Origin of the sequence: Streptomyces sp. NBC_00237 (assembly GCF_026342435.1) — a bacterium.
Classification (GTDB): Bacteria; Actinomycetota; Actinomycetes; order Streptomycetales; family Streptomycetaceae; genus Streptomyces.
Genome location: NZ_JAPEMT010000002.1, coordinates 2,843,177 through 2,863,872, shown reverse-complemented (window position 1 = coordinate 2,863,872; position 20,696 = coordinate 2,843,177). Strand labels below are relative to the sequence as shown.

Sequence of the window (20,696 nt, the reverse complement as noted above, 5' to 3'; positions counted from 1 at the left end):
ATGAGCAAGACCGAAGGACCCGTCGCCGGGACGGACGAGCAGGACGGGCAGACGGCTCCGCAGGCCGACGAGCAGAACGCGTCCGACCGTCTCTCCACGGCCCCCAAGGACGACCGGGAGATCGAGTCCCGGGGCGGCACGCCCGCTCCGGCGTCCTTCGGGGTGATCGGTTGGATCCGCTGGTTCTGGCGTCAGCTGACCTCGATGCGGGTCGCGCTGATCCTCCTCTTCATGCTGTCGATCGCCTCGATCCCCGGATCGCTGATCCCGCAGCGCAGCGTCGACCAGACCAAGGTCGACGACTTCTTCACGGCGCACGAGACGCTCGCACCGCTCTACGACAAGGTGCAGCTCTTCGACGTCTACAGCTCGGTGTGGTTCTCCGCGATCTACATCCTGCTGTTCATCTCCCTCATCGGCTGCATCGTGCCCCGCACCTGGCAGTTCGTCGGTCAGCTCCGCAGCCGCCCGCCGGGCGCACCGGGCCGCCTGACGCGCATGCCCGCGTACACGACGTGGCGTACGGACGCCTCCCCGGACGAGGTCCGCGCCCTCGCCCTGGCCCTCCTGAAGAAGAAGCGCTTCCGGGCGCACGTCGAGGGCACGGCCGTCACCGCCGAGAAGGGCTATCTGCGCGAGGCCGGGAACCTGATCTTCCACATCGCGCTGATCGTGCTCCTCCTCGCCTTCGCGACGGGCCAGCTCTTCAAGTCCGAGGGCGGCAAGCTGATCACCGAGGGCAGCGGCTTCTCCAACAGCCTCACCCAGTACGACGACTTCAAGTCGGGCTCGCTCTTCGACAAGGACACCGACCTGGAGCCCTTCGGCTTCCACCTCGACGAGTTCGTCGGCACGTACGAGCGCACGGGCCCCCAGCGTGGCACGCCCCGCGTCTACGAGGCCCACATCACGTACTGGGAGGGCGCGGACGGCAAGCCCAAGAAGGGCGTCATCGAGGTCAACACCCCGCTGACCGTCGGCAGCTCCAAGGTCCACCTGATCGGCCACGGCTACGCCCCGACGATCACCATCAAGGACGGTCGCGGCAAGGTCGTCTTCAAGGGCCCAGCCCCCCTCCTGCCCACCGACTCCAACGTCACCTCCACCGGCGCGATCAAGGTGATGGACGGCTACCGGGACGCCGGCGGCAAGCGGACCCAGCTCGGCTTCACCGCCGTGTTCGTGCCGACCTTCGGCGGCGCGGGCAAGGGCAGCATGTTCTCCAAGTACCCCGGCCTGGACTACCCCGCGCTCGCCCTCACCGGCTACCACGGCAGCCTCGGCGTCGACGCGGGCCTGCCGCAGAACGTGTACCAGCTCGACACCCGCAAGATGACCCAGTTCAAGAAGCCCGACGGCAGCCCCTTCGCCAAGATGCTCCTGCCCGGCGAGACGATGACCCTTCCCGACGGGGCGGGCTCCGTCACCTTCGAGAAGGACATCAAGGAGTGGGCGACCTTCCAGGTCTCCGAGCAGCCCGGCAACATGTGGGCCCTCGCGGGAGCCGTCGCCGCGATCCTCGGCCTCGCCGCGTCGCTCTTCATCCAGCGCCGCCGCATCTGGGTCCGCGCGGTGACGTCCGACGACGGCACCACCCTCGTCGAGATGGCGGGCCTCGGCCGCAGCGAATCCGGCCGCCTCCCCGAGGAACTGGCCGCCCTCGCCGAAACCCTCCACACTCAGGCGCCGAGCACCGCGACGCCGCCTCCCGCCGAAGAATCCCCTGTCGAAGGAGCGCGCGCGTGATCCTCGCAGCCGCCGCAGCAGCATCGGAAACCAATCAGAACCTGGCGGAGATCAGCAACGTCCTGATCTACTCCGCGATGGCCGTCTACACCCTGGCCTTCCTCGCGCACATCGCCGAGTGGACCTTCGGCAGCCGCAGCAAGGTCGGCCGCACCGCAGCCGCCCTGACCCGCCCCGCCGCCGCTCCGGCCGTGACCGTACGGTCCAAGGGGGCAACGGCGGTCCTCGACAAGCCCCAGGTCGTCACCCGGTCCGCCGCCGGTACGCGGGACTCCGAGGACGGCGCGGGCGCGGCGGGCGGCACGCTCAAGGGCGACCTGTACGGCCGCATCGCGATCTCCCTCACCTTCCTCGGCTTCCTGGTCGCGGCGGGCGGCGTCGCCTGCCGGGCCCTGTCCGTGCAGCGTGCCCCCTGGGGCAACATGTACGAGTTCTCCATCACCTTCTCGACGGTGGCGGTCGGCGCGTACCTGGCGTTCCTCCTCACCAAGATGAACGTCCGCTGGGTCGGTCTCCCCCTGGTCACCACGGTCCTCCTGGACCTCGGCATCGCCACCAAGTGGCTGTACACCGACAGCGACCAGCTCGTCCCCGCCCTGGACTCGTACTGGCTCTGGATCCACGTCTCCACCGCGATCATCTGTGGCGCGATCTTCTACGTGGGCGCGGTCGGCACGGTCGGCTACCTGCTCCGCGACCGCTACGAGGTCCGCGCCGAGCTGGGCGAGACCGCCGACGTCTTCAAGGCACACCTGGCCTCGCTGCCGAAGTCCAACCCGTTCGTCATGGCGATCCGCGCCGTCCGGGTCCCCTTCCGCCGCCTGATGGACAGCACGGTCTCCCGCCTTCCCGCGGCCTCGACCCTGGACAAGTTCTCGTACCGCATCAACGCGGGCGTCTTCCCGCTGTGGACCTTCACGATCGTCGCGGGCGCGATCTGGGCGGGCGACGCGTGGGGCCGCTTCTGGGGCTGGGACCCCAAGGAGGTCTGGTCCTTCGTCACGTGGATCGCGTACGCCTGCTACCTGCACGCGCGCGCCACGGCGGGCTGGAAGGGCCGCAAGGCCGCCTACCTGGCACTCTTCGCCTTCGGCACGTGGCTCTGGAACTACTACGGCGTCAACATCTTCCTCAACGGCAAGCACTCGTACGCGGGTCTGTAGTCCGGCCCGTCCGTGCGATTGCTCCGTCCAGCCTGGCCCGCTCGCGTTCGTCACGCGCGCGGGCCAGGCTGTTTCCCATGACGACGGCGACCCCTTCCCTCCCCCACGGCAAGGCCGAACCGCGCCCCGGTGCCTGGTTCCTCCGCTTCGAGCTGGCGCTCCCGCACCCTCTGGACCACGTCTGGGCGGCGGTGGCGACCCCGGCGGGCCTGAGCCAGTGGCTGGCGCTCCCCGACCCGTGGGAGCCGAAACTCGGTGCGGCCACCGCGCTGCACTGGCAGTACGAGGGCTCCCCGTTCACGGAGGAGGGCCGGATCACCGCCTGGGACCCCGGCCGCGTCGCCGAGTACACGACCTCGGTCAACGGCCGCGCCCGCTTCCACCTGGAGCCCAACGGCCCCGACGCCACGGTCCTGCGCTTCACGAACGAGCTCCGCGACCTCCCCGCCTCGGACCTCCCCAGCCGCCTCGCGGGCTGGCACCTCCACCTCGAACTCCTGGTGAAGGCCCTCACGGGCACTCCGTACGACTGGTCCACCTGGTCCCTCACCCGCTACCAGGAACTCCTGACCGAGTACGAATCCCGCTGACGCGACCGGGGCGGCCGGGGCTATCCCCTGGCGCGGGCGGCGCTGCTACCCCCTGACGCGGGCCGCAGCGCCCTCCGACGCGAGCCCCGTTCCCGTTTCCCCCCTTCGCGGCACCGAGGCCCAGGCCGTTTGCCCACCCCTCCCCGGCCGCGGGCCGGTGCGCTTCCTCGGCCCGCGCCCGGGCAGCCGTGGGGGAACGGCCGGAGCCCCCGACCGGCCTCGGAAGGACACGGTCGGGGGCTCCGGCGGAGAGATGCTCGATTCAGCGTGCGTGCTTCACGTCCGCGACGAAGGCGTTCCACGCCTGGTCGGGGAAGATCAGGGCAGGTCCGTGGGCGGCCTTGCTGTCGCGGACGGCGGTGGAGTTCACGAGGTCGGCCACCTCGACGCAGTCGCCGCCGCTACCGCTGTAGCTGCTCTTGCGCCAAGCAGCCTCGTTCAGCTCAGGTGTGCTCATCCGTGTCTACCTCTCCAACTTCCTAGCTGTTGCTCGCCTTGCTGAGCTCTCGGTGGATCCGAGCGATCCTCTTCAGGCTGTCTCCGGGGCTCAAAGCGATGGACCGGAGGGAGTCGAAGATCAGCGTATAGTCCTCGGTCTCCTCGGGGGATTCCATGAAGAGGGTCCCCGTTCGGTGCTCCACGCATACGACGTCGGAGTACGCAGGGTTGGGGAAGCCGAACAGGACGAAGGACCCGAACAGGCCCGCATGTGCGCCTGCTTGGTCCGGAATGACCTGGAGTTCGATGCTCGGGTGCTCAGCCATGGCAGCCAAGTGCTCAAGCTGCTTGCCCATGACTTCGGACCCTCCTACTTCGAGACGCAGCGCCGCCTCGCTCTGGATGACATGGAGGCGAGGCGGTTGCGGGGCCTTGAGGACCTGTTGGCGTTCCATGCGGGCTGTGACCAGCGCATCGACCTGGGCGGAACCCCAGCCCGCCTGGGCTGCGACGATCACCGCCCGCGCGTAGTCAGGCGTCTGCAACAGCCCGGCAACCAGGGTCGATTGGAACGACCGAATGTAGTTCGAGGACTCCTCGTAGCCGATGAAGTCTGAGTAGGACGGACGCGCCAGGCTGGCCTTCTGGACCCAGCCGGGAGCCCTCCCCTTGCGGGCGAGTGAGACCAACTCGTCGACCTGGTCCTGGTCTTCGACCCCGTAGAAGGTCAGGAGGTCCCGCAGCTCACCCAGCGAGATGCCGAGCCGGGCAGCTTCGATCCGGTTGACCTTGGTCCGGTGGCAACCGATTCTCTCCGCCGCCTCCTCGGTGGACTTGCCCGCTTCCTCGCGGTACTTGATCAGCATCGCCGCGAGGCGGCGGCGTCGCACGGTCGGCCTTGATTCGGGCATGCGTACCCCCTTCAACTGCGCCTATTGGGGCAGACCATATCGCCAGAAAAAGATCATGGGTCTTGTTCCAAAGAATCGCTTGCGCAATTGCTCGAACGCGGAGCACTCTGAATCCATGGTTACTCAGCGTGCCGAGCTGTCGCGCTTGAGTGATCAAGGTGGCCTGCGTGCCGCAACGACAAGACCCCCGCGACGCGCGAACGTCCGGGGGCATGGCCAACGCTTCAGAGGAGCGTCAACGTGCGAAACCCTATCGCCCAACTCTTCGAGCTGCTCCGGCCGCTCCTGGCCCCGGAGGCGGCCCGGCCTCGGTCGGCGGGCCGGCCCCCACACCGGCCGGTTCCCGGCCCGCGTCGCGTCCTGGCCACCCGTACGGCACCCCCCTTCGCCCCCGGCTACTTCCCGCCCCTGCGCAGCGCGTCCGGTGCTCTCGTACGCTCGCGTGCGCAGATCGAGTACGAGCGGTGGGAGCGGGTGAACCGCAGGCTCCAGCAGCGGCGACGGCGGGACCTGCTGTTCGCCTCGTACGGCATCGACGCCGGTCCCCGCGTGATCCAGATCCACGGCATGGCGGTGGCTCGATGAACGCAGAAAGGGGAGACAACCCCGGTGAGGTCGTGCTGCGTTGGGGCTACAACCCCCGCGCGGTCGGCCAGGCGCGGGCGGAACTCCGCAACGCGCTCGCGAGTTGGGGGCACGCGGCGGTGGAGGACGCCGCGACCCTCGTCCTCTCCGAGCTGCTGACCAACGCCCAGCGGCACGCCCGGGTGCCGGGCCGCGAGATCGAGACCCGGTTCCTGCGTCTCGCGGGCGACGGCGGCGACGGCGTACGCCTGGAGGTGCACGACGCCTCGGCGCGGCGGCCCCAGCCGCGGCAAGAAGTCCTGGACGCCTGCGAGGGGCGCGGTCTGGCCCTCGTCGACGGAGTGGCCGACCGTTGGGGTGTGACCGAACGGCCCGGACCGGGCAAGTCGGTCTGGGCGGAGTGCACGCAGGTGCTGCGGTGACGGGCAACGGCGCGCCAGAAAGGGGAAGTTCGGTGCGAACGGTCATGCGATGGGTCCGCTGGGTGCTGGAGCCCGACCGCCTCCCGGACGCCGAGCCGACCACGTACGCCATGCAGTGCGCGGTGTGCGAGAAGCGGTCGGAACCGCACGTGGACTTCCAGGAACCCAAGACCTGGGTACTGGGACATGCGGGGCGCAATCCGTCCCACCACACGTACCGCGAGATCATCGTCCGCCCGTGGCACGCCTGGATGACCGACTGACCGACTGACCGTGAGTGAGGGACCGTGCGTGGATGCGAGCGAACAAGGCTCGGATTCACGCACGGTCCGCCCACCGGCCGAAGCCGACCCCGCTCAAACGGCGTTGATCCGGGCCTCCTTCGGCACCGGGTACGGGGACTCCACCAGCAGGAAGAGGGACGCGCTCGCGGGGCCGTGTTCGGCGAGGGTGCTGCCGATGGTCTTCGCCAGGGGGGTGGCGTTCCGGATGCCGACGATCCACTCGTCCGCGTACCGGCGTGCGGCCTCCCCGGACAGGCTGAGCTGGAGGGAGCGGTAGGGGAGGGGGCTGAGGCTGATGTCCCGTTCCGGCCCCCACCGGGCCCGTACCGGAGCGTGCTTCACCTGACGCTTCCAGGCGGCCTTGTCGGGGTGCACCGTGCGGTCGTAGGGGGAGAGGACGGCGTTGCTGAGGGCCCAGTCGAAGCCTTCTCGGCGTAGGTCCACGGCGAGCACGACCTCCTGGCCCGGCTTGGTCGCCCAACCGCTGCGGTGCATCATCCACAGGAACGACGGCCTGATCCACGTCATCTGGTCCCGCATCCAGTTCCGCGGAAACTTCCCGTCCCGGACGGCGGGCAGGCCGATCTCGGGCGGGTACGCCTGGTAGACGGTGATGGTGTCGGCGCCGTGCAGGGCGCGGATCTGGCGCTGGGGAACGGCATCGGATGGCATGCCGGACAGGCTGGCGTACAGGCGGATCGTAGGCCAGTGGTTTCGCGCGATCGGTCAGGGCCCGGGCGGCGGTTGCTCCGGCTTGTCCGGGAGGGCCTGGAACTCGTAGCCGAAGACGTTGGGCTGGGTCTCGTCGTAGGCCGTGAGGGACTCGTGCGTGACCCGGTAGGTGAAGGCGCGGGCGGTCTTGGTGACCGAGAGCAGGTCCTTCTCGTCGGACATGATCTGCGCGGAGCAGGTGCGCTGCGTGGTCAGGGCGGTGCGGAAGAGGGTGAGGGTCTCGCCCTGGAAGGTGGCCCGGCCGGAGAAGTCGTTGCAGCCGAGCTTGCCGCTCACCGTGCCGTTCTCGTGGAAGACGAAGTAGATCTCCTTGCCTGCGGCGTACGTCGGGCCTTGTGTGTCGCTAACCAGCAGGTGCTGGAGCTGCCAGCGGTGGCCGAAGAGGTTCTTGGGGCGTATGAGCTTGATGGCTACGTAGTCGCCGTCGGGGTTCGTGAGGTCCAGGGTGTAGGCGTCGTGCCGGTACTTGAGGGTGAGCGGGCCGGTGAAGATCTTCCGGAGCTTCTCCTCGAAGGTGCGGGGCTTGTCCGGGCAGAGGCTGCTGGACGAGTACTCCTTCTCGGCCTTGTCCAGGGTGAGGGATTCGCCGGAGAAGGTGGTGCCGACCTCGAAGGGGACGCAGCCGTAGTTGCCGAGGGCCGTGCCCTCCGGGGTGAACTCCACCCAGGCGCCCGCCTGGTCGGGGGCGGCGATGTTCTTGCCGCCGACCGTGACCCACTGGATCTTCCAGCGGGTTCCCGCCAGGGCCGTTTCGTGCTTGCTCTGCGGCTTGCGGGGGGCAGGCAGGGCTGCGGACTGCGCCGGGTCCGCGCCGTCCTTTCCTTCTTCTCCACCCTTGCCCCCGGCCTCCGGTGAGCTGCATGCCGTGACGGCGAGCAGGGAGGTCAGGAGGGTGAGCAACAGGCGGCTGGGGTTGTGTCTGCGCATGGTTTCTCGGACGTGCGTACGTCGTCGCTGGTTCCGGGCGGGCCGGAGGGCTACTTCGCCGAGTCGTCCGGGCCCTTCGGGCCCTTGGAGTCGCCGTCCTCGCCCGACTCGCGGCGCTTGATCTCCTCCTCGCGGCGGCGCAGGTCCGCCTCCCAGTCCTTGAGGAGGGACTCGTCCTTCTTGTTCTCGTCCTTGATGGACTTGAGGAAGTCGGGGTTGTCGTCCGGGGCGACCCACGTGGTGCGCTTGTTGCGGTGCCACTCGGAGGGGGTGCGGCCGTCCTGCGGCGGGCGGCGGTTCTTGCCCGCGGCGAGCCAGACGATCGGGCCGACGACCCAGAAGAGCAGGATGATGAAGACCCACGCCACCTTGGGCAGGTGCTTGGCCTCGTCCTCGGGGGTGTTCAGGCAGTCGATGAACGCGTAGATCGTCAGCGCCAGCGGCAGGATGAACATCAGTGCCCTGAGCATGGAGTGCTTCCCCCTGGGGACGTCAGAAGGGCCCGATCAGCGGCCCCGGTGAGGGGCCCAGGGTAGTCGGTGTCCGATACTGGACGACATGGCTTACGACGATCTTCGCTCGTTCCTCCGCGCCCTGGACCGCGAGGGCGACCTCAAGCGCATCACGGCCGAAGTCGACCCCCACCTGGAAGTCGGGGAGATCGTCGACCGGGTGAACAAGGCCGGTGGCCCCGCTCTTCTCTTCGAGAACGTCAAGGGGTCGGCGATGCCGCTGGCCATGAACGTCTTCGGGACGGACCGGCGGCTGCTGAAGGCGCTCGGGCTGACGTCGTACGGCGAGATCAGCGAGCAGATCGGCGGGCTGCTGAAGCCCGAGCTGCCGCAGGGGTTCGTGGGGGTACGGGATGCCTTCGGCAAGCTGGGGGCGATGGCCCACGTGCCGCCGAAGAAGGTCAAGGACGCCCCCGTGCAGGAGGTCGTGCTGCGGGGGGACGAGGTCGACCTCGACAAGCTTCCGGCGCTGTTCACGTGGCCGGAGGACGGCGGGTCGTTCTTCAATCTCGGTCTGACGCATACGAAGCATCCCGAGAGCGGGATCCGGAATCTGGGCCTGTACCGCCTCCAGCGGCACGACAAGCGCACCATCGGCATGCACTGGCAGATCCACAAGGACAGCCGGAACCACTACCAGGTGGCCGCGAAGCGGGGGGAAAGGCTTCCCGTCGCGATTGCCTTCGGGGCTCCGCCCGCCGTGACGTACGCGTCGACGGCTCCGCTGCCCGGGGACATCGACGAGTACCTGTTCGCCGGTTTCCTCCAGGGGAAGCGGGTGGAGATGGTGGACTGCAAGACCGTTCCGCTCCAGGTTCCGGCGCACGCCGAGGTCGTGCTGGAGGGGTGGCTGGAGCCCGGGAAGATGCTGCCGGAGGGGCCCTTCGGCGACCACACCGGTTTCTACACGCCGCAGGAGGACTTCCCGGCGTTGACGATCGACACCATCACGATGCGGAAGCGGCCGATTCTCCAGTCGATCGTCGTGGGGCGTCCGCCGACCGAGGACGGGCCGCTGGGGCGTGCGACGGAGAGCTTCTTCCTGCCGCTGCTGAAGATCATCGTGCCGGACATCGTGGACTACCACCTTCCCGAGGCGGGCGGCTTCCACAACTGCATCATCGTGTCGATCGACAAGAAGTACCCGAAGCACGCGCAGAAGGTCATGTCGGCGATCTGGGGGGCGCACATGCTGTCCCTGGAGAAGCTGATCGTTGTTGTGGACAGCGACTGTGATGTGCGGAATTACCACGAAGTGGCGTGGCGGGCCTTCGGGAACGTCGACTACTCCCGGGACCTGGTGGTGGTGGAGGGGCCTGTCGACCATCTGGACCACGCCTCGTACCAGCAGTACTGGGGCGGCAAGGCTGGTGTCGACGCCACGAAGAAGCTCCCCGAAGAGGGGTACACGCGAGACGGTGGCTGGCCGAACATGGTCGAGTCGGACCCGGCGACGGCCACGAAGGTCTCCCGCCGGTGGAAGGAATACGGCCTGTGAGCAGCGCCGCAGCAGCAGTCCCGCAGCCACAGCCGGGGAAGGTCCGGGCATTTCTGAACCTGGTGCTCATCGAGCACTCGGTCTTCGCGCTGCCGTTCGCGTACATCGCCGCGCTGACGGCCATGTTCCAGCTGGACAAGAACATCCACTGGGGGCGGCTGCTCCTGGTGACGATCGCGATGGTCGGGCTCCGGACCTTCGCGATGGCGGCCAACCGGATCATCGACCGGGAGATCGACGCGCGGAATCCGCGCACCGCGAACCGGGAGATCGTGACCGGTGCGGTGAGTGTGAAGTCGGCGTGGACGGGGGCGGGGATCGCCCTCGTCTTCTTCCTGGGGGCGGCGGCGCTGCTGAATCCGCTGTGTCTGGCGCTCGCGCCGGTGGCCGTGATCCCGATGGTCGTGTACCCGTACGGGAAGCGGTTCACGAACTTCCCGCACGCGATTCTGGGGTTGGCCCAGGCGATGGGGCCGGTCGGGGCGTGGATCGCGATCACGGGGGAGTGGTCGGGCGACGCGGTCGTGCTCGGGCTGGCGGTCGGGGTCTGGATCGGCGGCTTCGACCTGATCTTCGGGTCGCAGGATGTTCAGGCGGACCGGGCGCATGGGGTGAAGTCGGTGCCCGCTCGGTTCGGGATTCCGGCGGCGTTGCACGGGGCGCGTGTGTGTCACGTGCTGACGACGGCTCTGCTGGTCTGGTACGGGGTCCGTACCGATGCCGGGATCTTCTTCTGGATCGGGATGGTGATCGTCGCCGTGGCGTTTGTGTACGAGCACACGATCGTTCGGCCGCATGATCTTTCGCGGTTGAACCGGGCGTTCTTCCAGGTGAACGGGTTTATTGGGATCGCGCTGTTCGCGTGCGCGTTGCTGGATCTGCTGGTGCGGGGACTGACGGTCTAGGCCCCCGGGCCGGGTGGTCCGTGCCCGGGTGCGCCTGCGGCGGGCTGCCCCAACCCCGCCCCTTCACCTAAACCCTGACGGGGCTTGCTGTCACGGATGGGGGCTACGCCCCTCGCCCCCTGCACGGCTCCGCCGCGCGTCCTCAAACGCCGGACGGGCTGGATTTTCCCGCTCGGGCTGAGATGCCCCCGCAGGGAATGCCCCCGCAGGGGGCATTGAGGGGCGCGGGGAACTGCGCGACCAGCCACGACGCACCCGCACGTCCCGCGCAGCGGCACTCCGCCGCCCCCGCCCAGGGAAGGGCTAAGCCACCCGCCCCCGCCCAGGGGCGGGCTAAGCCGCCCGTCCCCGCCGGAAGGCGAAAGCCGCGAGCACTCCGCCCAGCAGGCCGAACAAGTGGCCCTGCCAGCTGATCGCCGAGTTCGTCGGGAGCACGCCCCACAGGATCGACCCGTACACCGCCGCGACGATCACCCCGATCACCACGTCCCACGGCCTCCGGTCCACGAAGCCCCGTATCAGCAGGTAGCCGAACAGGCCGAAGACGACGCCCGACGCACCCGCCGTGTTCGAGTACGCGGGGGCCGTCAGCCACACCCCCAGCCCCCCGACCAGCATGATCGTCAGGATGACGCCCGCGAACCTGCGTATCCCGCCCAGCGCGGCTATGAAGCCGAGGACGAGGAGGGGGAGGGTGTTCGACGCCACGTGGTCGAAGCCGTGGTGCAGGAAGGCCATCGGGAGGACGTCCCGCAGCTCCGGGAGCGAGCGCGGTGAGAGGCCGAAGGTGTCGAGGGCGCCGGTCGCGGAGTCGATCGCTTCGAGGAGCCACAGCAGGGCGACCCACGCCAGCATCACCCCGGCGGCCGTCCGCACGCGCGCTCCCCGGGCCGGTGGCCGCGCCGGTCGAGTCTCTGGCAGGTACGTCATGTCGTCCCTCACCCCCTGTTGTCCATAGGAACGTCCGGGCACCTTGCCCGGTTCCCGCGAACCGGCCCCCGATAAGCTCCGACCCATGACTGAGCCCGCCGTGGAACGTAGCCGAACCCCCTGGGTAGTAGGGGTCTCGGGTGCCTCCGGAACTCCGTACGCCGCCGCCGTACTGCGCGGTCTGCTGGCAGCGGGGGAGGCCGTCGACCTCGTCGTCAGCCGGGCGTCCCGGCTGACGATCCTCGACGAGACGGGCATCGCGTACCGCGACAGCCACTGGCGCGAGGACCTCGCGGTGTGGTTGGCACGGGGAGCCGACGGCAAGCCGGACACCTTCCAGGACCTGGACCTGTCCGGCGTACGTCACTGGAGTGCGGGGGACCTGGCGGCCGGGCCGTCGTCCGGGTCGTACGCCGTGAAGGGGATGCTGATCGTCCCGGCCTCGACGGCGAGTGTCGCCGGAGTCGCGCTGGGGCTCTCGAAGGATCTGTTGCAGCGGGCCGCGAGCGTCACGCTCAAGGAGCGGCGGAAGCTGGTGGTGGCGGTCAGGGAGACGCCGTTGAACGGGCAGACGCTGAAGCATCTGGTGACGCTGGACGAGGCGGGCGCCGTGGTGCTGCCCGCCTCCCCTGCGTTCTATGCCGGTGCGACGCACATCCAGGATCTGGTGGACTTCGTCGCGGGGCGGGTGCTCGACGCGGCAGGAGTGCCGCACGGGCTGTACCGCCGGTGGGAGGGAGAGCTCGGGGGAGGCTCCCGCAACCCGTAGTAAGGAGAAAGAGGGGGTGGGTCAGCCCTGCTTGGAGCGCTTCAGGCGAGCCTTGAGGCCGCGCGCGGAAGCAGTCGGGGCGGTGGGCTTGTGGGCACGCGAGCGGTTGGCCAGTTCCTGAAGTTCGCGCATGCGGACATAGGCCATCTCGGTCGTGTACACGGTGGGTCACTCTCCGTCGAGTCAGGAAGAACTGAAAGAAAATCTTGGATCTGATGAAAGATCCACAGGGGATTCGGCCCCTGTGCCTTAGATTCTATACGTAAACTCGCGGTATCGCTGAACAATGGAAGGCTTCAGGCATATGGACGCCGTGGACAGGCAGCTCATCCAGGCACTTCGGGAGAACGGCAGGGCCTCGTACGCCGAGCTCGGGCGGCTCGTCGGGCTCTCGGGGCCGAGCGTCACCGACCGCATCAACCGCCTCGAATCGGCGGGCGTCATCACCGGCTACCGCGCGACCGTCGACGCCAAGTCGCTCGGGCTCGGCGTCACCGCCCTGATCGGCATCTCGCTGTCCGACGCCGCCGACCACGAGGACGTGGCCCGTCGGCTGAAGGACCTGGAGGAGATCGAGGACTGCTGGTTCATCGCTGGCGACGACTCGTTCATGCTCAAGATCCGTGCGGGCGACGTGGACGGTCTGGAGCGGACGATCCGGCGGCTGAGCGGGACGCGCGGCGTCTCCAGGACCCGTACGACCATCGTGCTCTCCACCAAGTGGGAGAACCGGGTCGGGGAACTTCCGGAAGAGGGCTAGGCGTACGGTTGGGCTGAGCTTGGTTTACGTACAGACATAGGAGGCGGCCGGGTATGGACGCGGGACTCAAGCGCGAGCTGGAGCAGAAGGTCCGGGCCGGGGAGCGGCTGAGCCGCGAGGACGGGATCGCGCTCTACGAGTCGGACGACCTGGCCTGGCTGGGCGGTCTCGCCCACGAGGTGCGGACGAGGAAGAACGGCGACGTCGTCCACTTCAACGTCAACCGTCACCTCAACATGACGAACGTGTGCACCGCCTCCTGCGCCTACTGCTCGTTCCAGCGCAAGCCGGGCGAGAAGGACGCGTACACGATGCGCATCGAAGAGGCCGTCCGCCTCGCCAAGGCGATGGAGAACGAGAACCTCACCGAGCTGCACATCGTCAACGGTCTGCACCCGACCCTCCCGTGGCGCTACTACCCGCGCTCGCTGTCCGCCCTCAAGGAAGCCCTCCCGCAGGTCTCCCTGAAGGCGTTCACGGCCACCGAGATCCACCACTTCGAGACCATCTCCGGGCTGTCCGCCTCCGAGATCCTCGACGAGCTGATCGAGGCCGGTCTCGAATCCCTGACCGGCGGCGGCGCCGAGATCTTCGACTGGGAGGTGAGGCAGCACATCGTCGACCACAACACCCACTGGGAGGACTGGTCGCGCATCCACCGCCTCGCCCACGAGAAGGGCCTCAAGACCCCGGCGACCATGCTGTACGGGCACATCGAGGAGCCCCGCCACCGCGTCGACCACGTGCTGCGGCTGCGTGAGATGCAGGACGAGACCGGTGGTTTCCAGGTCTTCATCCCGCTGCGCTACCAGCACGACTTCGTCGACATGAAGGACGGCAAGGTCCGCAACAAGCTCCAGGCGCGGACCACGATGGCGACGGGCGCCGAGGCGCTGAAGACCTTCGCGGTGTCGCGACTGCTCTTCGACAACGTTCCGCACGTCAAGGTCTTCTGGGTCATGCACGGCGTGCAGACCGCCCAGCTCGCCCTCCAGCACGGCGCGGACGACATGGACGGCTCGGTCGTCGAGTACAAGATCACGCACGACGCGGACGACTACGGCACCCCGAACAAGCTCGGCCGCGACGACCTCCTCGAACTGATCCGTGACGCCGGCTTCCGTCCGGTCGAGCGCAACACGCGCTACGAGATCATCAAGGAGTACGAGGGCCCGGACCCCGACCGCCGCGAGAGCCCGCAGGCCATGCGCGTCTGACCTGCGCGTTCCGTACGTGATGTGCGCGTTCCGTATGTGCGAGAGCCCCGGCCGACCCCTTGGCCGGGGCTCTCGGCGTCTCGGTTAGCGTGCGGGACATGCCTCTTTCCTTCCGCCTGGACCCGCCCGTCGACGCCGCGCTGCGCGACGGGCTGATCGCCCTGTGGGCCGACGTCACCGACGCGGGCGGCGCGGTCGGTTTCGTACCGCCCGCCGACCCGGAGGAGATCCGGCCCGAGCTGGTCCGGCACCTCGTCGCGATGGCGGAGGGGCGGACGCGGCTGCTCGTCGGGTACGACGAGGACGGGGCCGTCGCCGCGACCGCGTTCCTGGTCCTGAACGGGCACCGGCTCATGACCCACTGGGTCTGGCTGTACACGGTGATGGTCCACCCGAAGCACCAGGGGAAGGGGTACGGCCGCGATCTGCTGGCAGCGGCCGCCGACGCGGCCCGCACCCTCCCCGGCGTCGAGGCGATCCGGCTGACCTGCCGGGGCGGCACGGGGGCGGACTCCTTCTACACGGCGTGCGGGTACGAGGAGGTCGGGCGGGTGCCCGGCGCGATCCGGGTCGCCCCCGGGGACGACCGGGACGACGTGATCATGCTGCTGCACCTGGGCTGACGGCCGTGTGCACCGCGAAGGGCAGGGGCCCGGCAGCGGCGCAGGGCCCCTGTGCTGTACTGGTAGTGCCCGATTTCGTCCCCGTCACCGCCACGAAGAAGGTCACGCCGTGAGCACCAAGCACGCCACGCTCCGCTACACCGCCATGCGCCTGGGTGTCTTCGCCGCCTGCTTCGCGGTGATGTGGGTCCTGGTGAGCCTGCGCGTCCTGCCCTCCAGCCTGGGCGGCATGTCGAACGTGCTGTGGGTGCTGCTGCTCGCGATCGTCGTCTCCGCGCCCCTGAGCTTCGTACTACTGAGGAAGCAGCGGGACGCGATGTCGGAGCGCATCGTGGCGAAGGTGGACGAGACGAAGGCCCGTCTTGAGTCCAACCGCAAGCAGGAGGACCTGGCCTGATTCCCTCCCCGGGTGCGGACGTCCTGTGCGGGCGTCCCAGCTGCTGGGATCCCGGCGTAAGCGCGGCGTAAGCTGCGTCACACTCGACGGCGCCCCGGAAGTGAGCCTCTGGCTCAACTTCCGGGGCGCCGCCCGTTTTTCACCCTTTTCACGCCACACCCGCCCCAGGCTTCCCCAAAGAAGACCTTTGATGTTCTCAAAGTACTGGTGTTAACGTGAGTGACATGACGACATCCGCCGCGCCCCAGAACCCCATGAGCGTCCCGCTCGTGGCGCGCCTGCATGTCGATCTCTGCCGCCGGGTTTCGGCCGCTTGTCGCCGCTCCGTCTGAAGTTTCGCGCGACCTCTTTCTTCCCCTCCCCTGCCTCACGCAGCTTCCTTCACCGGAGTGTGTCCGTGTCCGCGTCCCCCGCGCAGAAGGCCGAGCAGGCCGATCAGCCTGCGCAGCCCAAGAAGAAGAACCTCATAGCCAGGATTCCGTTCTGGGTGCAGATCGTCGCCGGTCTGGTCCTCGGTGGCCTCCTCGGCTGGCTGGCCAAGAGCCAGGACCTCACCGGTCTGGGCACCACCCTCGACACCGTCGGCGGTCTCTTCGTCCAGCTGCTGAAGCTGGCCGTGGCCCCGCTGGTCTTCTTCGCCATCCTCGTCTCGATCACCAACCTCCGCCAGGTCAACAACGCGGCCCGGCTGGCGTCGCGGACCCTGCTCTGGTTCATGATCACCTCGCTGATCGCGGTCGCGATCGGCATCGTGATCGGCCTGGTCACCAACCCGGGCGCCGGTACGGGCCTGACCCCGGCCGACGGTAAGAAGCCCAAGAACGCGGGCTCCTGGATCGACTTCCTCACCGGCATCATCCCGACGGACATCATCACGCCGTTCAAGGACCTGGAAGTCCTCCAGATCGTCTTCCTGGCGGTCGTCGCGGGCATCGCCGCCCTCGCCCTCGGTGAGAAGGCCAAGCCGATCCTGACTCTCTCCTCCTCGGTCCTGGAGCTGCTCCAGAAGGCCCTGTGGTGGGTCATCCGCCTCGCCCCGATCGGCACCGTCGGCCTCATCGGCAACGCGATCTACGAGTACGGCTGGGACCTGCTCAGCAAGTACGCGACCTTCACGATCGACATCTACGTCGGTTGCGCCCTGGTGCTCTTCGGCGTCTACCCGTTGCTGCTGGCGACGGTCGCCAAGGTCAACCCGATCCAGTTCTTCAAGGGCGCCTGGCCCGCGATCCAGCTGGCCTTCGTCTCCCGCTCCTCGGTCGGCACCATGCCGGTCACCCAGCGGGTCACCGAGCGCCTCGGCGTTCCGAAGGAGTACGCGTCCTTCGCGGTGCCCTTCGGTGCGACGACGAAGATGGACGGTTGCGCCGCGATCTACCCGGCGCTCGCCGCGATCTTCATCGCGCAGATCTTCGACGTGCAGCTGGGCGTCAAGGAGTACATCCTGATCGTCTTCGTCTCGGTCATCGGCTCCGCGGCCACCGCGGGTCTGACCGGCGCGACGGTCATGCTGACCCTGACCCTCTCCACCCTGGGCCTGCCCCTGGAGGGCGTCGGTCTCCTGATGGCGATCGACCCGATCCTGGACATGATGCGCACCGCGACGAACGTCGCCGGTCAGGCAGTGGTCCCGGTGATCGTGTCGGCCCGCGAGAAGATCCTCGACCACGACGCGTACAACTCGGCCTCGGCCTCCCCGGTCGACGAGTACGAGTCGGCGCCCGCCGAGTCGAAGGAGCGCGTGACGGTCGCCGCGTAACCGCAAGCCGTCCTGGCGTACGTACGGGAGCCCCCGACCCCCTCCGGGCCGGGGGCTCCCGCGCGTCCGCCGACCGCAGCCCGCCGCCCCTCCCACCCCCCCGGAAGAATGGGCCCATGGCCTTCCACCGCACCCCCCGCCCCCGCGCCACCCGCTACGCCTACCGGATACGCGGCCGGGAGCGCGGCGGACTCGTGCTCTGGGAGCTCGGGGTGGGCGACGGCCCCGACGCCGTGGTGAGCGTGCCGGGACCTGCCCCGCGCCGGGTCCCGGTCTTCACCACCGCCCGCCGGGCCCGCGCCAGCGAACGCCGCCAGGGCCACGGGCGTCCGGTGCCGCAGTCGGCGCTGCTGGACCTGGAGCGCGTTCAGTACTGGCTCGAAGCGCCGGAGCGCCGCAGGGTCCCGGCGGGGCCCGTCCTGGACGCGTGGAACTTCTTCGAGGACCTGGGGCGGGGCGTCGGCACCGTGGCGCTGCTGCCCGTGCAGGGGGAGGTCCACAACAGCGCGTACGAGAAGCTGTTCGGCGGCGAGTGCGAGGCGTGGACGGGTGAAGAGGCTTCAGCCGTACGGGAGTTGATGGCCGTCGGGGTCGCGCTGTGGAACGCGTGCTGAGGGTCGGTCAGCCCCGGCCCCGCGCAGCGGTCCGAACCCCGGCGGCCCGCCAGCGCCGTACCCTTGACCGAGCAGCAAGCACCGAGCACCAAGCAGCCGCGGCACGCGAAGGGGACCAGCACATGGGGGCGGACGAGGCAGGCAACGCGGGCGAACCGGCCCGCCCGGCGGGGCGCCCCGCACCCACCCCCGCCCGGACCAGGCGCATGCCCCGTGCCGTCCGCGAACAGCAGATGCTGGACGCCGCCGTCCAGACCTTCGCCCGGCTCGGGTACCGGGCCGCCTCCATGGACCAGATCGCCGAGCTGGCGGGGGTGTCCAAGCCCCTCGTGTACCTCTACCTCAACTCCAAGGACGAGCTCTTCACGGCCTGCATCCGCCGCGAGGCAGCCGCACTCGTCCAGGCGGTGCAGGCCGGGATCGAGCCCGGCCTCCCCGCGGACCGGCAGCTCTGGGACGGCCTCACGGCCTTCTTCGCGCACACCGCCGAGAACCCCGACGGCTGGTCGGTGCTGCACCGGCAGGCCCGTACGCACGGTGAGCCCTTCGCCGCCGAAGTCACCGCGCTGCGCCAGGAGATCACCGCTTTCGTGAACCACCTGATCGGCGACGCCGCCCGCGAGGCCCGCTGCGATCCGGACTTCGCCGACGGCGAGGTCGCCGGTCTCGCCCAGGCGCTGGTCGGCGCGGCCGAGTCCCTCGCGGACTGGGCGAACGACACCCCCGGCGTCTCCGCCAGGGAAGCAGCCTCCACCCTCATGAACTTCGCCTGGGCGGGCCTGGAGAACCTGATGAAGGGCGCCCGCTGGTCCCCGTCAGCGGCCACCGGGCTCCGCTGACTCCTTCCCTCTACGAGCCTGCCGCCTGCGAATACGGCGTGAGTGCGGTCGTGTCCAAGGACCACTTCCCGAGGGGGATGGTGTCGCCGAAGACGTAGTGGACGGTGTTGTTGTACGCGCCCGCCTGCGGGTCCCAGTAGTGCACGCAGGTCGATTCGCGGGGGTCGACGATCAGGTAGTGCGGGATCCCCATGACCGGGTAGTCGCGGAGCTTGTCGACGTAGTCGTTCTCGGGGTTGGAGGGGGAGACGACTTCGACGACGAGCGCGACCGCTTCGGCATCGACCGCGCCGGTCGTCTGCATTGCTGCTTCTTCGAGGACGACGACGTCGGGTCGTCGCATCTTGGCGGCCAGAGGGTGTTCGATGTCGGCGGTGTAGACGAACAAGCCGTCCTCGATCTGTGCGGCGAGTTGCTTGGTGATGCGTCCCGCGTTCAGATCATGCGCTCCCGACGGGCTCATCATTATGACCAGCTGGCCGTTGCTGATCTCGACGTGAGGGCTGAACGGCGCGGGCGGCTCGAAGTGGTCCGCGAAGTCCCGCAGGTGCCGGTAGATCGTCTCCTCGGTCATGCCTCCAGGATAGGCGGCTCCTTCCCTACGGCGCCGGGCGAACGGGGCCCAGTGAGATCGCCCCCACCGGGCAGGCCCGTACCGCCTCCTTCACCCTGCCGCTGCCGCCGCCGTCCTCCATCCCCTCCAGTACCTCCGAGAATCCGTCGTCGTCCTGCGTGAACACCTCCGGTGCGACCAGTACGCACTGACCTGCGCCGATGCAGACGTCCTTGTCGACCTTGATCAGTTCGGCCATGTTCGCCGTCCTCTCCGCACTCACCACGCCACCGGCAGTTCCGCGAATCCCTGAATCGTGTCCCCCGGCTTGCACGGGATCTCCGACGCGGGGGCGGCGAGGCGCAGTCCCGGCAGGCGGCGGAAGAGGGTGGGGAGGGCGATCTCCAGCTCCGCCCGGGCCAGGTTCTGGCCGAGGCACTGGTGGATGCCGAAGCCGAACGCCAAGTGCCGTTCGCCGCGTTCGAGATCGAGGGCGTCCGGGTCCGTGAAGACCTCCGGGTCGCGGTTGATCAGCGACGTCGAGAGGATGACCGCCTCTCCCGCGCGGATCGTCACCCCGGCGATCTCGATGTCCTCCGTCGCCAGCCGTGACATCCCGTCGGCGATGGACAGGAAGCGGAGCAGCTCCTCACAGGCCGCCGCCACACCCGCCGTGTCCGCCGTGCGGAACCGCTCCAGCTGTTCCGGGTGCTCCAGGAGGGTGTAGGTGCCCAGCGCGATCATGTTCGCCGTCGTCTCGTGCCCGGCGAGGAGCAGGATCAGGGCGAGGTTGATCAGTTCTTCCCGGTCGTCGAAGACTTCGATCATGTCGTCGAGCAGACCGACCGGCAGTCCGGGCTCCTCGGCCTTTTTACGGTCAACCAAGCTGCCCAGATATGCGTCCAGCGCGTCCCGGGCCGCCTCCACGTCCGCCTTCTCCGGCCCGCGCAGCAGCCGCCGGGACTGCTCCTCGAAGAAGTCGTGGTCCTCGTACGGGACGCCGAGGAGTGCGCAGATCACCATCGAGGGCACCGGCAGTGCGAACGCGCTGACCAGGTCCGTCGAGGGTTCGGGGAGCTCGGCCATCGCATCGAGCAGCCGGTCCACCGTCTCCTGGATCGCCGGGCGCAGTCCTGCCGTGCGCTTGAGGGTGAAGCCGGGGATCAACTTCCGTCGCTGCACGTTGTGTTCGGGGTCGTCGACGCCGAGCAGCTCGACCCGCCGCCGTTCGATGCCCACCAGCCGCTGGGCGAACACGGGGAACTCCGGCCGGGTGCGGTCCGCCGAAAGCCGCTGGTCGGCGAGGAGTGCGCGGGCTTCCGCGAGGCCGCTCACCATCCAGACCTCGGTGCCGTCGAAGATCTGGATACGGGTGACGGGGCGGTCCGCCGCGCGCACGGGGTCGTAGCCGGAGGGCGGGTCGTACGGGCAGGTGCGGTTCTGCGGGAAGACGACGGATTCGGTGCCGAAGGGGCCGGGGGCGGTGGGCTGCGTGGCGGTGGACGGTTCAGCCATGGACGAC

General features: G+C 68.9%; 26 protein-coding genes. 16 read left to right on the top strand and 10 right to left on the bottom strand.

The features are described from left to right. The 3 genes from OG897_RS26590 to OG897_RS26580 all read left to right on the top strand — a co-directional run bounded on the left by OG897_RS26590 (position 1) and on the right by OG897_RS26580 (position 3,499). Positions 1 to 1,746: a cytochrome c biogenesis protein ResB gene (locus tag OG897_RS26590; RefSeq protein WP_266660064.1), complete on the top strand. Its 1,746-nt coding sequence runs from the start codon at positions 1 to 3 to the stop codon at positions 1,744 to 1,746. Continuing rightward, positions 1,743 to 2,909 carry a c-type cytochrome biogenesis protein CcsB gene (gene ccsB, locus OG897_RS26585; RefSeq protein WP_266660062.1) on the top strand — a complete coding sequence of 389 codons (1,167 nt, stop codon included), beginning with the start codon at positions 1,743 to 1,745 and terminating at the stop codon, positions 2,907 to 2,909. The genes OG897_RS26590 and ccsB overlap by 4 nt, the downstream gene beginning before the upstream one ends. A 77-nt stretch (positions 2,910 to 2,986) precedes the next feature. After that, positions 2,987 to 3,499, top strand: a complete 513-nt coding sequence (locus OG897_RS26580; protein WP_266660060.1) for an SRPBCC domain-containing protein — start codon at positions 2,987 to 2,989, stop codon at positions 3,497 to 3,499. A gap of 262 nt (positions 3,500 to 3,761) precedes the next feature. Here the strand turns inward: OG897_RS26580 and OG897_RS26575 are convergent, their stop codons facing one another. Together OG897_RS26575 and OG897_RS26570 are read right to left on the bottom strand one after the other, a co-directional pair. Beyond that, positions 3,762 to 3,956, bottom strand: coding sequence for a DUF397 domain-containing protein (locus OG897_RS26575; RefSeq protein WP_266660058.1), 195 nt, complete (start codon positions 3,954 to 3,956; stop codon positions 3,762 to 3,764). Between the two features lie 22 nt (positions 3,957 to 3,978). Next, positions 3,979 to 4,848: a helix-turn-helix transcriptional regulator gene (locus tag OG897_RS26570; protein ID WP_266660056.1), complete on the bottom strand. Its 870-nt coding sequence runs from the start codon at positions 4,846 to 4,848 to the stop codon at positions 3,979 to 3,981. Between the two features lie 240 nt (positions 4,849 to 5,088). Between OG897_RS26570 and OG897_RS26565 the strand changes: the two genes are divergently transcribed. The 3 genes from OG897_RS26565 to OG897_RS26555 are packed head-to-tail and all read left to right on the top strand — an operon-like array spanning position 5,089 to position 6,118. Beyond that, positions 5,089 to 5,433 (top strand): hypothetical protein, encoded by a 345-nt coding sequence (locus OG897_RS26565; protein ID WP_266660054.1) that lies wholly within the window; start codon positions 5,089 to 5,091, stop codon positions 5,431 to 5,433. After that, the gene (locus OG897_RS26560; RefSeq protein WP_266660052.1) at positions 5,430 to 5,855 is read left to right on the top strand and encodes an ATP-binding protein; all 426 of its coding nucleotides are present in this window, start codon (positions 5,430 to 5,432) and stop codon (positions 5,853 to 5,855) included. The genes OG897_RS26565 and OG897_RS26560 overlap by 4 nt, the downstream gene beginning before the upstream one ends. Positions 5,856 to 5,899: 44 nt before the next feature. Further along, positions 5,900 to 6,118, top strand: a complete 219-nt coding sequence (locus tag OG897_RS26555; protein WP_266660050.1) for a hypothetical protein — start codon at positions 5,900 to 5,902, stop codon at positions 6,116 to 6,118. 93 nt (positions 6,119 to 6,211) lie between these two features. Here OG897_RS26555 and OG897_RS26550 read toward each other — a convergent pair whose 3' ends face one another. The 3 genes from OG897_RS26550 to OG897_RS26540 are packed head-to-tail and all read right to left on the bottom strand — an operon-like array spanning position 6,212 to position 8,268. Beyond that, positions 6,212 to 6,811: a DUF4291 domain-containing protein gene (locus tag OG897_RS26550; RefSeq protein ID WP_266660034.1), complete on the bottom strand. Its 600-nt coding sequence runs from the start codon at positions 6,809 to 6,811 to the stop codon at positions 6,212 to 6,214. A 54-nt stretch (positions 6,812 to 6,865) separates the two neighbouring features. Next, positions 6,866 to 7,798, bottom strand: coding sequence for an META domain-containing protein (locus OG897_RS26545; protein ID WP_266660032.1), 933 nt, complete (start codon positions 7,796 to 7,798; stop codon positions 6,866 to 6,868). 50 nt (positions 7,799 to 7,848) lie between these two features. Next, positions 7,849 to 8,268, bottom strand: a complete 420-nt coding sequence (locus OG897_RS26540) for a PLD nuclease N-terminal domain-containing protein (RefSeq protein ID WP_266660030.1) — start codon at positions 8,266 to 8,268, stop codon at positions 7,849 to 7,851. An 88-nt stretch (positions 8,269 to 8,356) separates the two neighbouring features. Between OG897_RS26540 and OG897_RS26535 the strand changes: the two genes are divergently transcribed. Together OG897_RS26535 and mqnP are read left to right on the top strand one after the other, a co-directional pair. Continuing rightward, positions 8,357 to 9,808 (top strand): menaquinone biosynthesis decarboxylase, encoded by a 1,452-nt coding sequence (locus tag OG897_RS26535; RefSeq protein WP_266660028.1) that lies wholly within the window; start codon positions 8,357 to 8,359, stop codon positions 9,806 to 9,808. Further along, complete coding sequence (gene mqnP, locus OG897_RS26530; protein ID WP_266660026.1) at positions 9,805 to 10,713, top strand: menaquinone biosynthesis prenyltransferase MqnP; 909 nt, start codon at positions 9,805 to 9,807, stop codon at positions 10,711 to 10,713. Before OG897_RS26535 ends, mqnP begins: the two co-directional genes overlap by 4 nt. Positions 10,714 to 11,046: 333 nt before the next feature. Here mqnP and OG897_RS26525 read toward each other — a convergent pair whose 3' ends face one another. After that, on the bottom strand, positions 11,047 to 11,643 hold the full coding sequence (locus tag OG897_RS26525) for a rhomboid family intramembrane serine protease (protein ID WP_266660024.1): 597 nt from the start codon (positions 11,641 to 11,643) through the stop codon (positions 11,047 to 11,049). Between the two features lie 85 nt (positions 11,644 to 11,728). Between OG897_RS26525 and OG897_RS26520 the strand changes: the two genes are divergently transcribed. After that, positions 11,729 to 12,412 carry a UbiX family flavin prenyltransferase gene (locus OG897_RS26520; RefSeq protein ID WP_266660022.1) on the top strand — a complete coding sequence of 228 codons (684 nt, stop codon included), beginning with the start codon at positions 11,729 to 11,731 and terminating at the stop codon, positions 12,410 to 12,412. Positions 12,413 to 12,433: 21 nt separating this feature from the next. Here OG897_RS26520 and OG897_RS26515 read toward each other — a convergent pair whose 3' ends face one another. Further along, positions 12,434 to 12,574 (bottom strand): hypothetical protein, encoded by a 141-nt coding sequence (locus tag OG897_RS26515; RefSeq protein WP_266660542.1) that lies wholly within the window; start codon positions 12,572 to 12,574, stop codon positions 12,434 to 12,436. Positions 12,575 to 12,716: 142 nt separating this feature from the next. Between OG897_RS26515 and OG897_RS26510 the strand changes: the two genes are divergently transcribed. The 7 genes from OG897_RS26510 (at position 12,717) to OG897_RS26480 (ending at position 18,621) form a co-directional block, all read left to right on the top strand. After that, positions 12,717 to 13,172: an Lrp/AsnC family transcriptional regulator gene (locus OG897_RS26510; RefSeq protein ID WP_266660020.1), complete on the top strand. Its 456-nt coding sequence runs from the start codon at positions 12,717 to 12,719 to the stop codon at positions 13,170 to 13,172. Between the two features lie 53 nt (positions 13,173 to 13,225). Continuing rightward, a complete protein-coding gene (gene mqnE, locus OG897_RS26505; protein ID WP_266660018.1) occupies positions 13,226 to 14,389 on the top strand; it encodes an aminofutalosine synthase MqnE in 1,164 nt (387 codons plus the stop codon). A gap of 98 nt (positions 14,390 to 14,487) precedes the next feature. Continuing rightward, the gene (locus tag OG897_RS26500) at positions 14,488 to 15,012 is read left to right on the top strand and encodes a GNAT family N-acetyltransferase (protein WP_266660016.1); all 525 of its coding nucleotides are present in this window, start codon (positions 14,488 to 14,490) and stop codon (positions 15,010 to 15,012) included. A gap of 109 nt (positions 15,013 to 15,121) precedes the next feature. Then, on the top strand, positions 15,122 to 15,409 hold the full coding sequence (locus OG897_RS26495; RefSeq protein WP_266660014.1) for a DUF4229 domain-containing protein: 288 nt from the start codon (positions 15,122 to 15,124) through the stop codon (positions 15,407 to 15,409). A 397-nt stretch (positions 15,410 to 15,806) separates the two neighbouring features. Further along, positions 15,807 to 17,168 (top strand): dicarboxylate/amino acid:cation symporter, encoded by a 1,362-nt coding sequence (locus OG897_RS26490; protein WP_266660012.1) that lies wholly within the window; start codon positions 15,807 to 15,809, stop codon positions 17,166 to 17,168. Positions 17,169 to 17,284: 116 nt separating this feature from the next. Beyond that, a complete protein-coding gene (locus OG897_RS26485) occupies positions 17,285 to 17,782 on the top strand; it encodes a hypothetical protein (protein ID WP_266660010.1) in 498 nt (165 codons plus the stop codon). Between the two features lie 206 nt (positions 17,783 to 17,988). Then, complete coding sequence (locus OG897_RS26480; protein ID WP_266660528.1) at positions 17,989 to 18,621, top strand: TetR/AcrR family transcriptional regulator; 633 nt, start codon at positions 17,989 to 17,991, stop codon at positions 18,619 to 18,621. Between the two features lie 10 nt (positions 18,622 to 18,631). Here OG897_RS26480 and OG897_RS26475 read toward each other — a convergent pair whose 3' ends face one another. Genes OG897_RS26475 through OG897_RS26465 form a run of 3 tightly spaced genes read right to left on the bottom strand, consistent with a single transcriptional unit; the run spans position 18,632 to position 20,689 of the window. Next, a complete protein-coding gene (locus OG897_RS26475) occupies positions 18,632 to 19,195 on the bottom strand; it encodes a Uma2 family endonuclease (RefSeq protein ID WP_266660008.1) in 564 nt (187 codons plus the stop codon). 25 nt (positions 19,196 to 19,220) lie between these two features. Beyond that, on the bottom strand, positions 19,221 to 19,433 hold the full coding sequence (locus tag OG897_RS26470; protein ID WP_266660006.1) for a ferredoxin: 213 nt from the start codon (positions 19,431 to 19,433) through the stop codon (positions 19,221 to 19,223). 20 nt (positions 19,434 to 19,453) lie between these two features. Next, a complete protein-coding gene (locus OG897_RS26465) occupies positions 19,454 to 20,689 on the bottom strand; it encodes a cytochrome P450 (protein ID WP_266660004.1) in 1,236 nt (411 codons plus the stop codon). Between the last annotated feature and the right edge of the window lie 7 nt (positions 20,690 to 20,696).

Coding starts and splice junctions, on each gene's coding strand:
- OG897_RS26590 (WP_266660064.1), top strand. CDS start 1: ATGAGCAAGACCGAAGGACCCGTCGCCGGGACGGACGAGCAGGACGGG.
- OG897_RS26580 (WP_266660060.1), top strand. CDS start 2,987: ATGACGACGGCGACCCCTTCCCTCCCCCACGGCAAGGCCGAACCGCGC.
- OG897_RS26575 (WP_266660058.1), bottom strand. CDS start 3,956: ATGAGCACACCTGAGCTGAACGAGGCTGCTTGGCGCAAGAGCAGCTAC.
- OG897_RS26570 (WP_266660056.1), bottom strand. CDS start 4,848: ATGCCCGAATCAAGGCCGACCGTGCGACGCCGCCGCCTCGCGGCGATG.
- OG897_RS26560 (WP_266660052.1), top strand. CDS start 5,430: ATGAACGCAGAAAGGGGAGACAACCCCGGTGAGGTCGTGCTGCGTTGG.
- OG897_RS26555 (WP_266660050.1), top strand. CDS start 5,900: ATGCGATGGGTCCGCTGGGTGCTGGAGCCCGACCGCCTCCCGGACGCC.
- OG897_RS26550 (WP_266660034.1), bottom strand. CDS start 6,811: ATGCCATCCGATGCCGTTCCCCAGCGCCAGATCCGCGCCCTGCACGGC.
- OG897_RS26545 (WP_266660032.1), bottom strand. CDS start 7,798: ATGCGCAGACACAACCCCAGCCGCCTGTTGCTCACCCTCCTGACCTCC.
- OG897_RS26540 (WP_266660030.1), bottom strand. CDS start 8,268: ATGCTCAGGGCACTGATGTTCATCCTGCCGCTGGCGCTGACGATCTAC.
- OG897_RS26535 (WP_266660028.1), top strand. CDS start 8,357: ATGGCTTACGACGATCTTCGCTCGTTCCTCCGCGCCCTGGACCGCGAG.
- OG897_RS26525 (WP_266660024.1), bottom strand. CDS start 11,643: ATGACGTACCTGCCAGAGACTCGACCGGCGCGGCCACCGGCCCGGGGA.
- OG897_RS26520 (WP_266660022.1), top strand. CDS start 11,729: ATGACTGAGCCCGCCGTGGAACGTAGCCGAACCCCCTGGGTAGTAGGG.
- OG897_RS26510 (WP_266660020.1), top strand. CDS start 12,717: ATGGACGCCGTGGACAGGCAGCTCATCCAGGCACTTCGGGAGAACGGC.
- mqnE (WP_266660018.1), top strand. CDS start 13,226: ATGGACGCGGGACTCAAGCGCGAGCTGGAGCAGAAGGTCCGGGCCGGG.
- OG897_RS26500 (WP_266660016.1), top strand. CDS start 14,488: ATGCCTCTTTCCTTCCGCCTGGACCCGCCCGTCGACGCCGCGCTGCGC.
- OG897_RS26485 (WP_266660010.1), top strand. CDS start 17,285: ATGGCCTTCCACCGCACCCCCCGCCCCCGCGCCACCCGCTACGCCTAC.
- OG897_RS26480 (WP_266660528.1), top strand. CDS start 17,989: ATGCCCCGTGCCGTCCGCGAACAGCAGATGCTGGACGCCGCCGTCCAG.
- OG897_RS26475 (WP_266660008.1), bottom strand. CDS start 19,195: ATGACCGAGGAGACGATCTACCGGCACCTGCGGGACTTCGCGGACCAC.
- OG897_RS26470 (WP_266660006.1), bottom strand. CDS start 19,433: ATGGCCGAACTGATCAAGGTCGACAAGGACGTCTGCATCGGCGCAGGT.
- OG897_RS26465 (WP_266660004.1), bottom strand. CDS start 20,689: ATGGCTGAACCGTCCACCGCCACGCAGCCCACCGCCCCCGGCCCCTTC.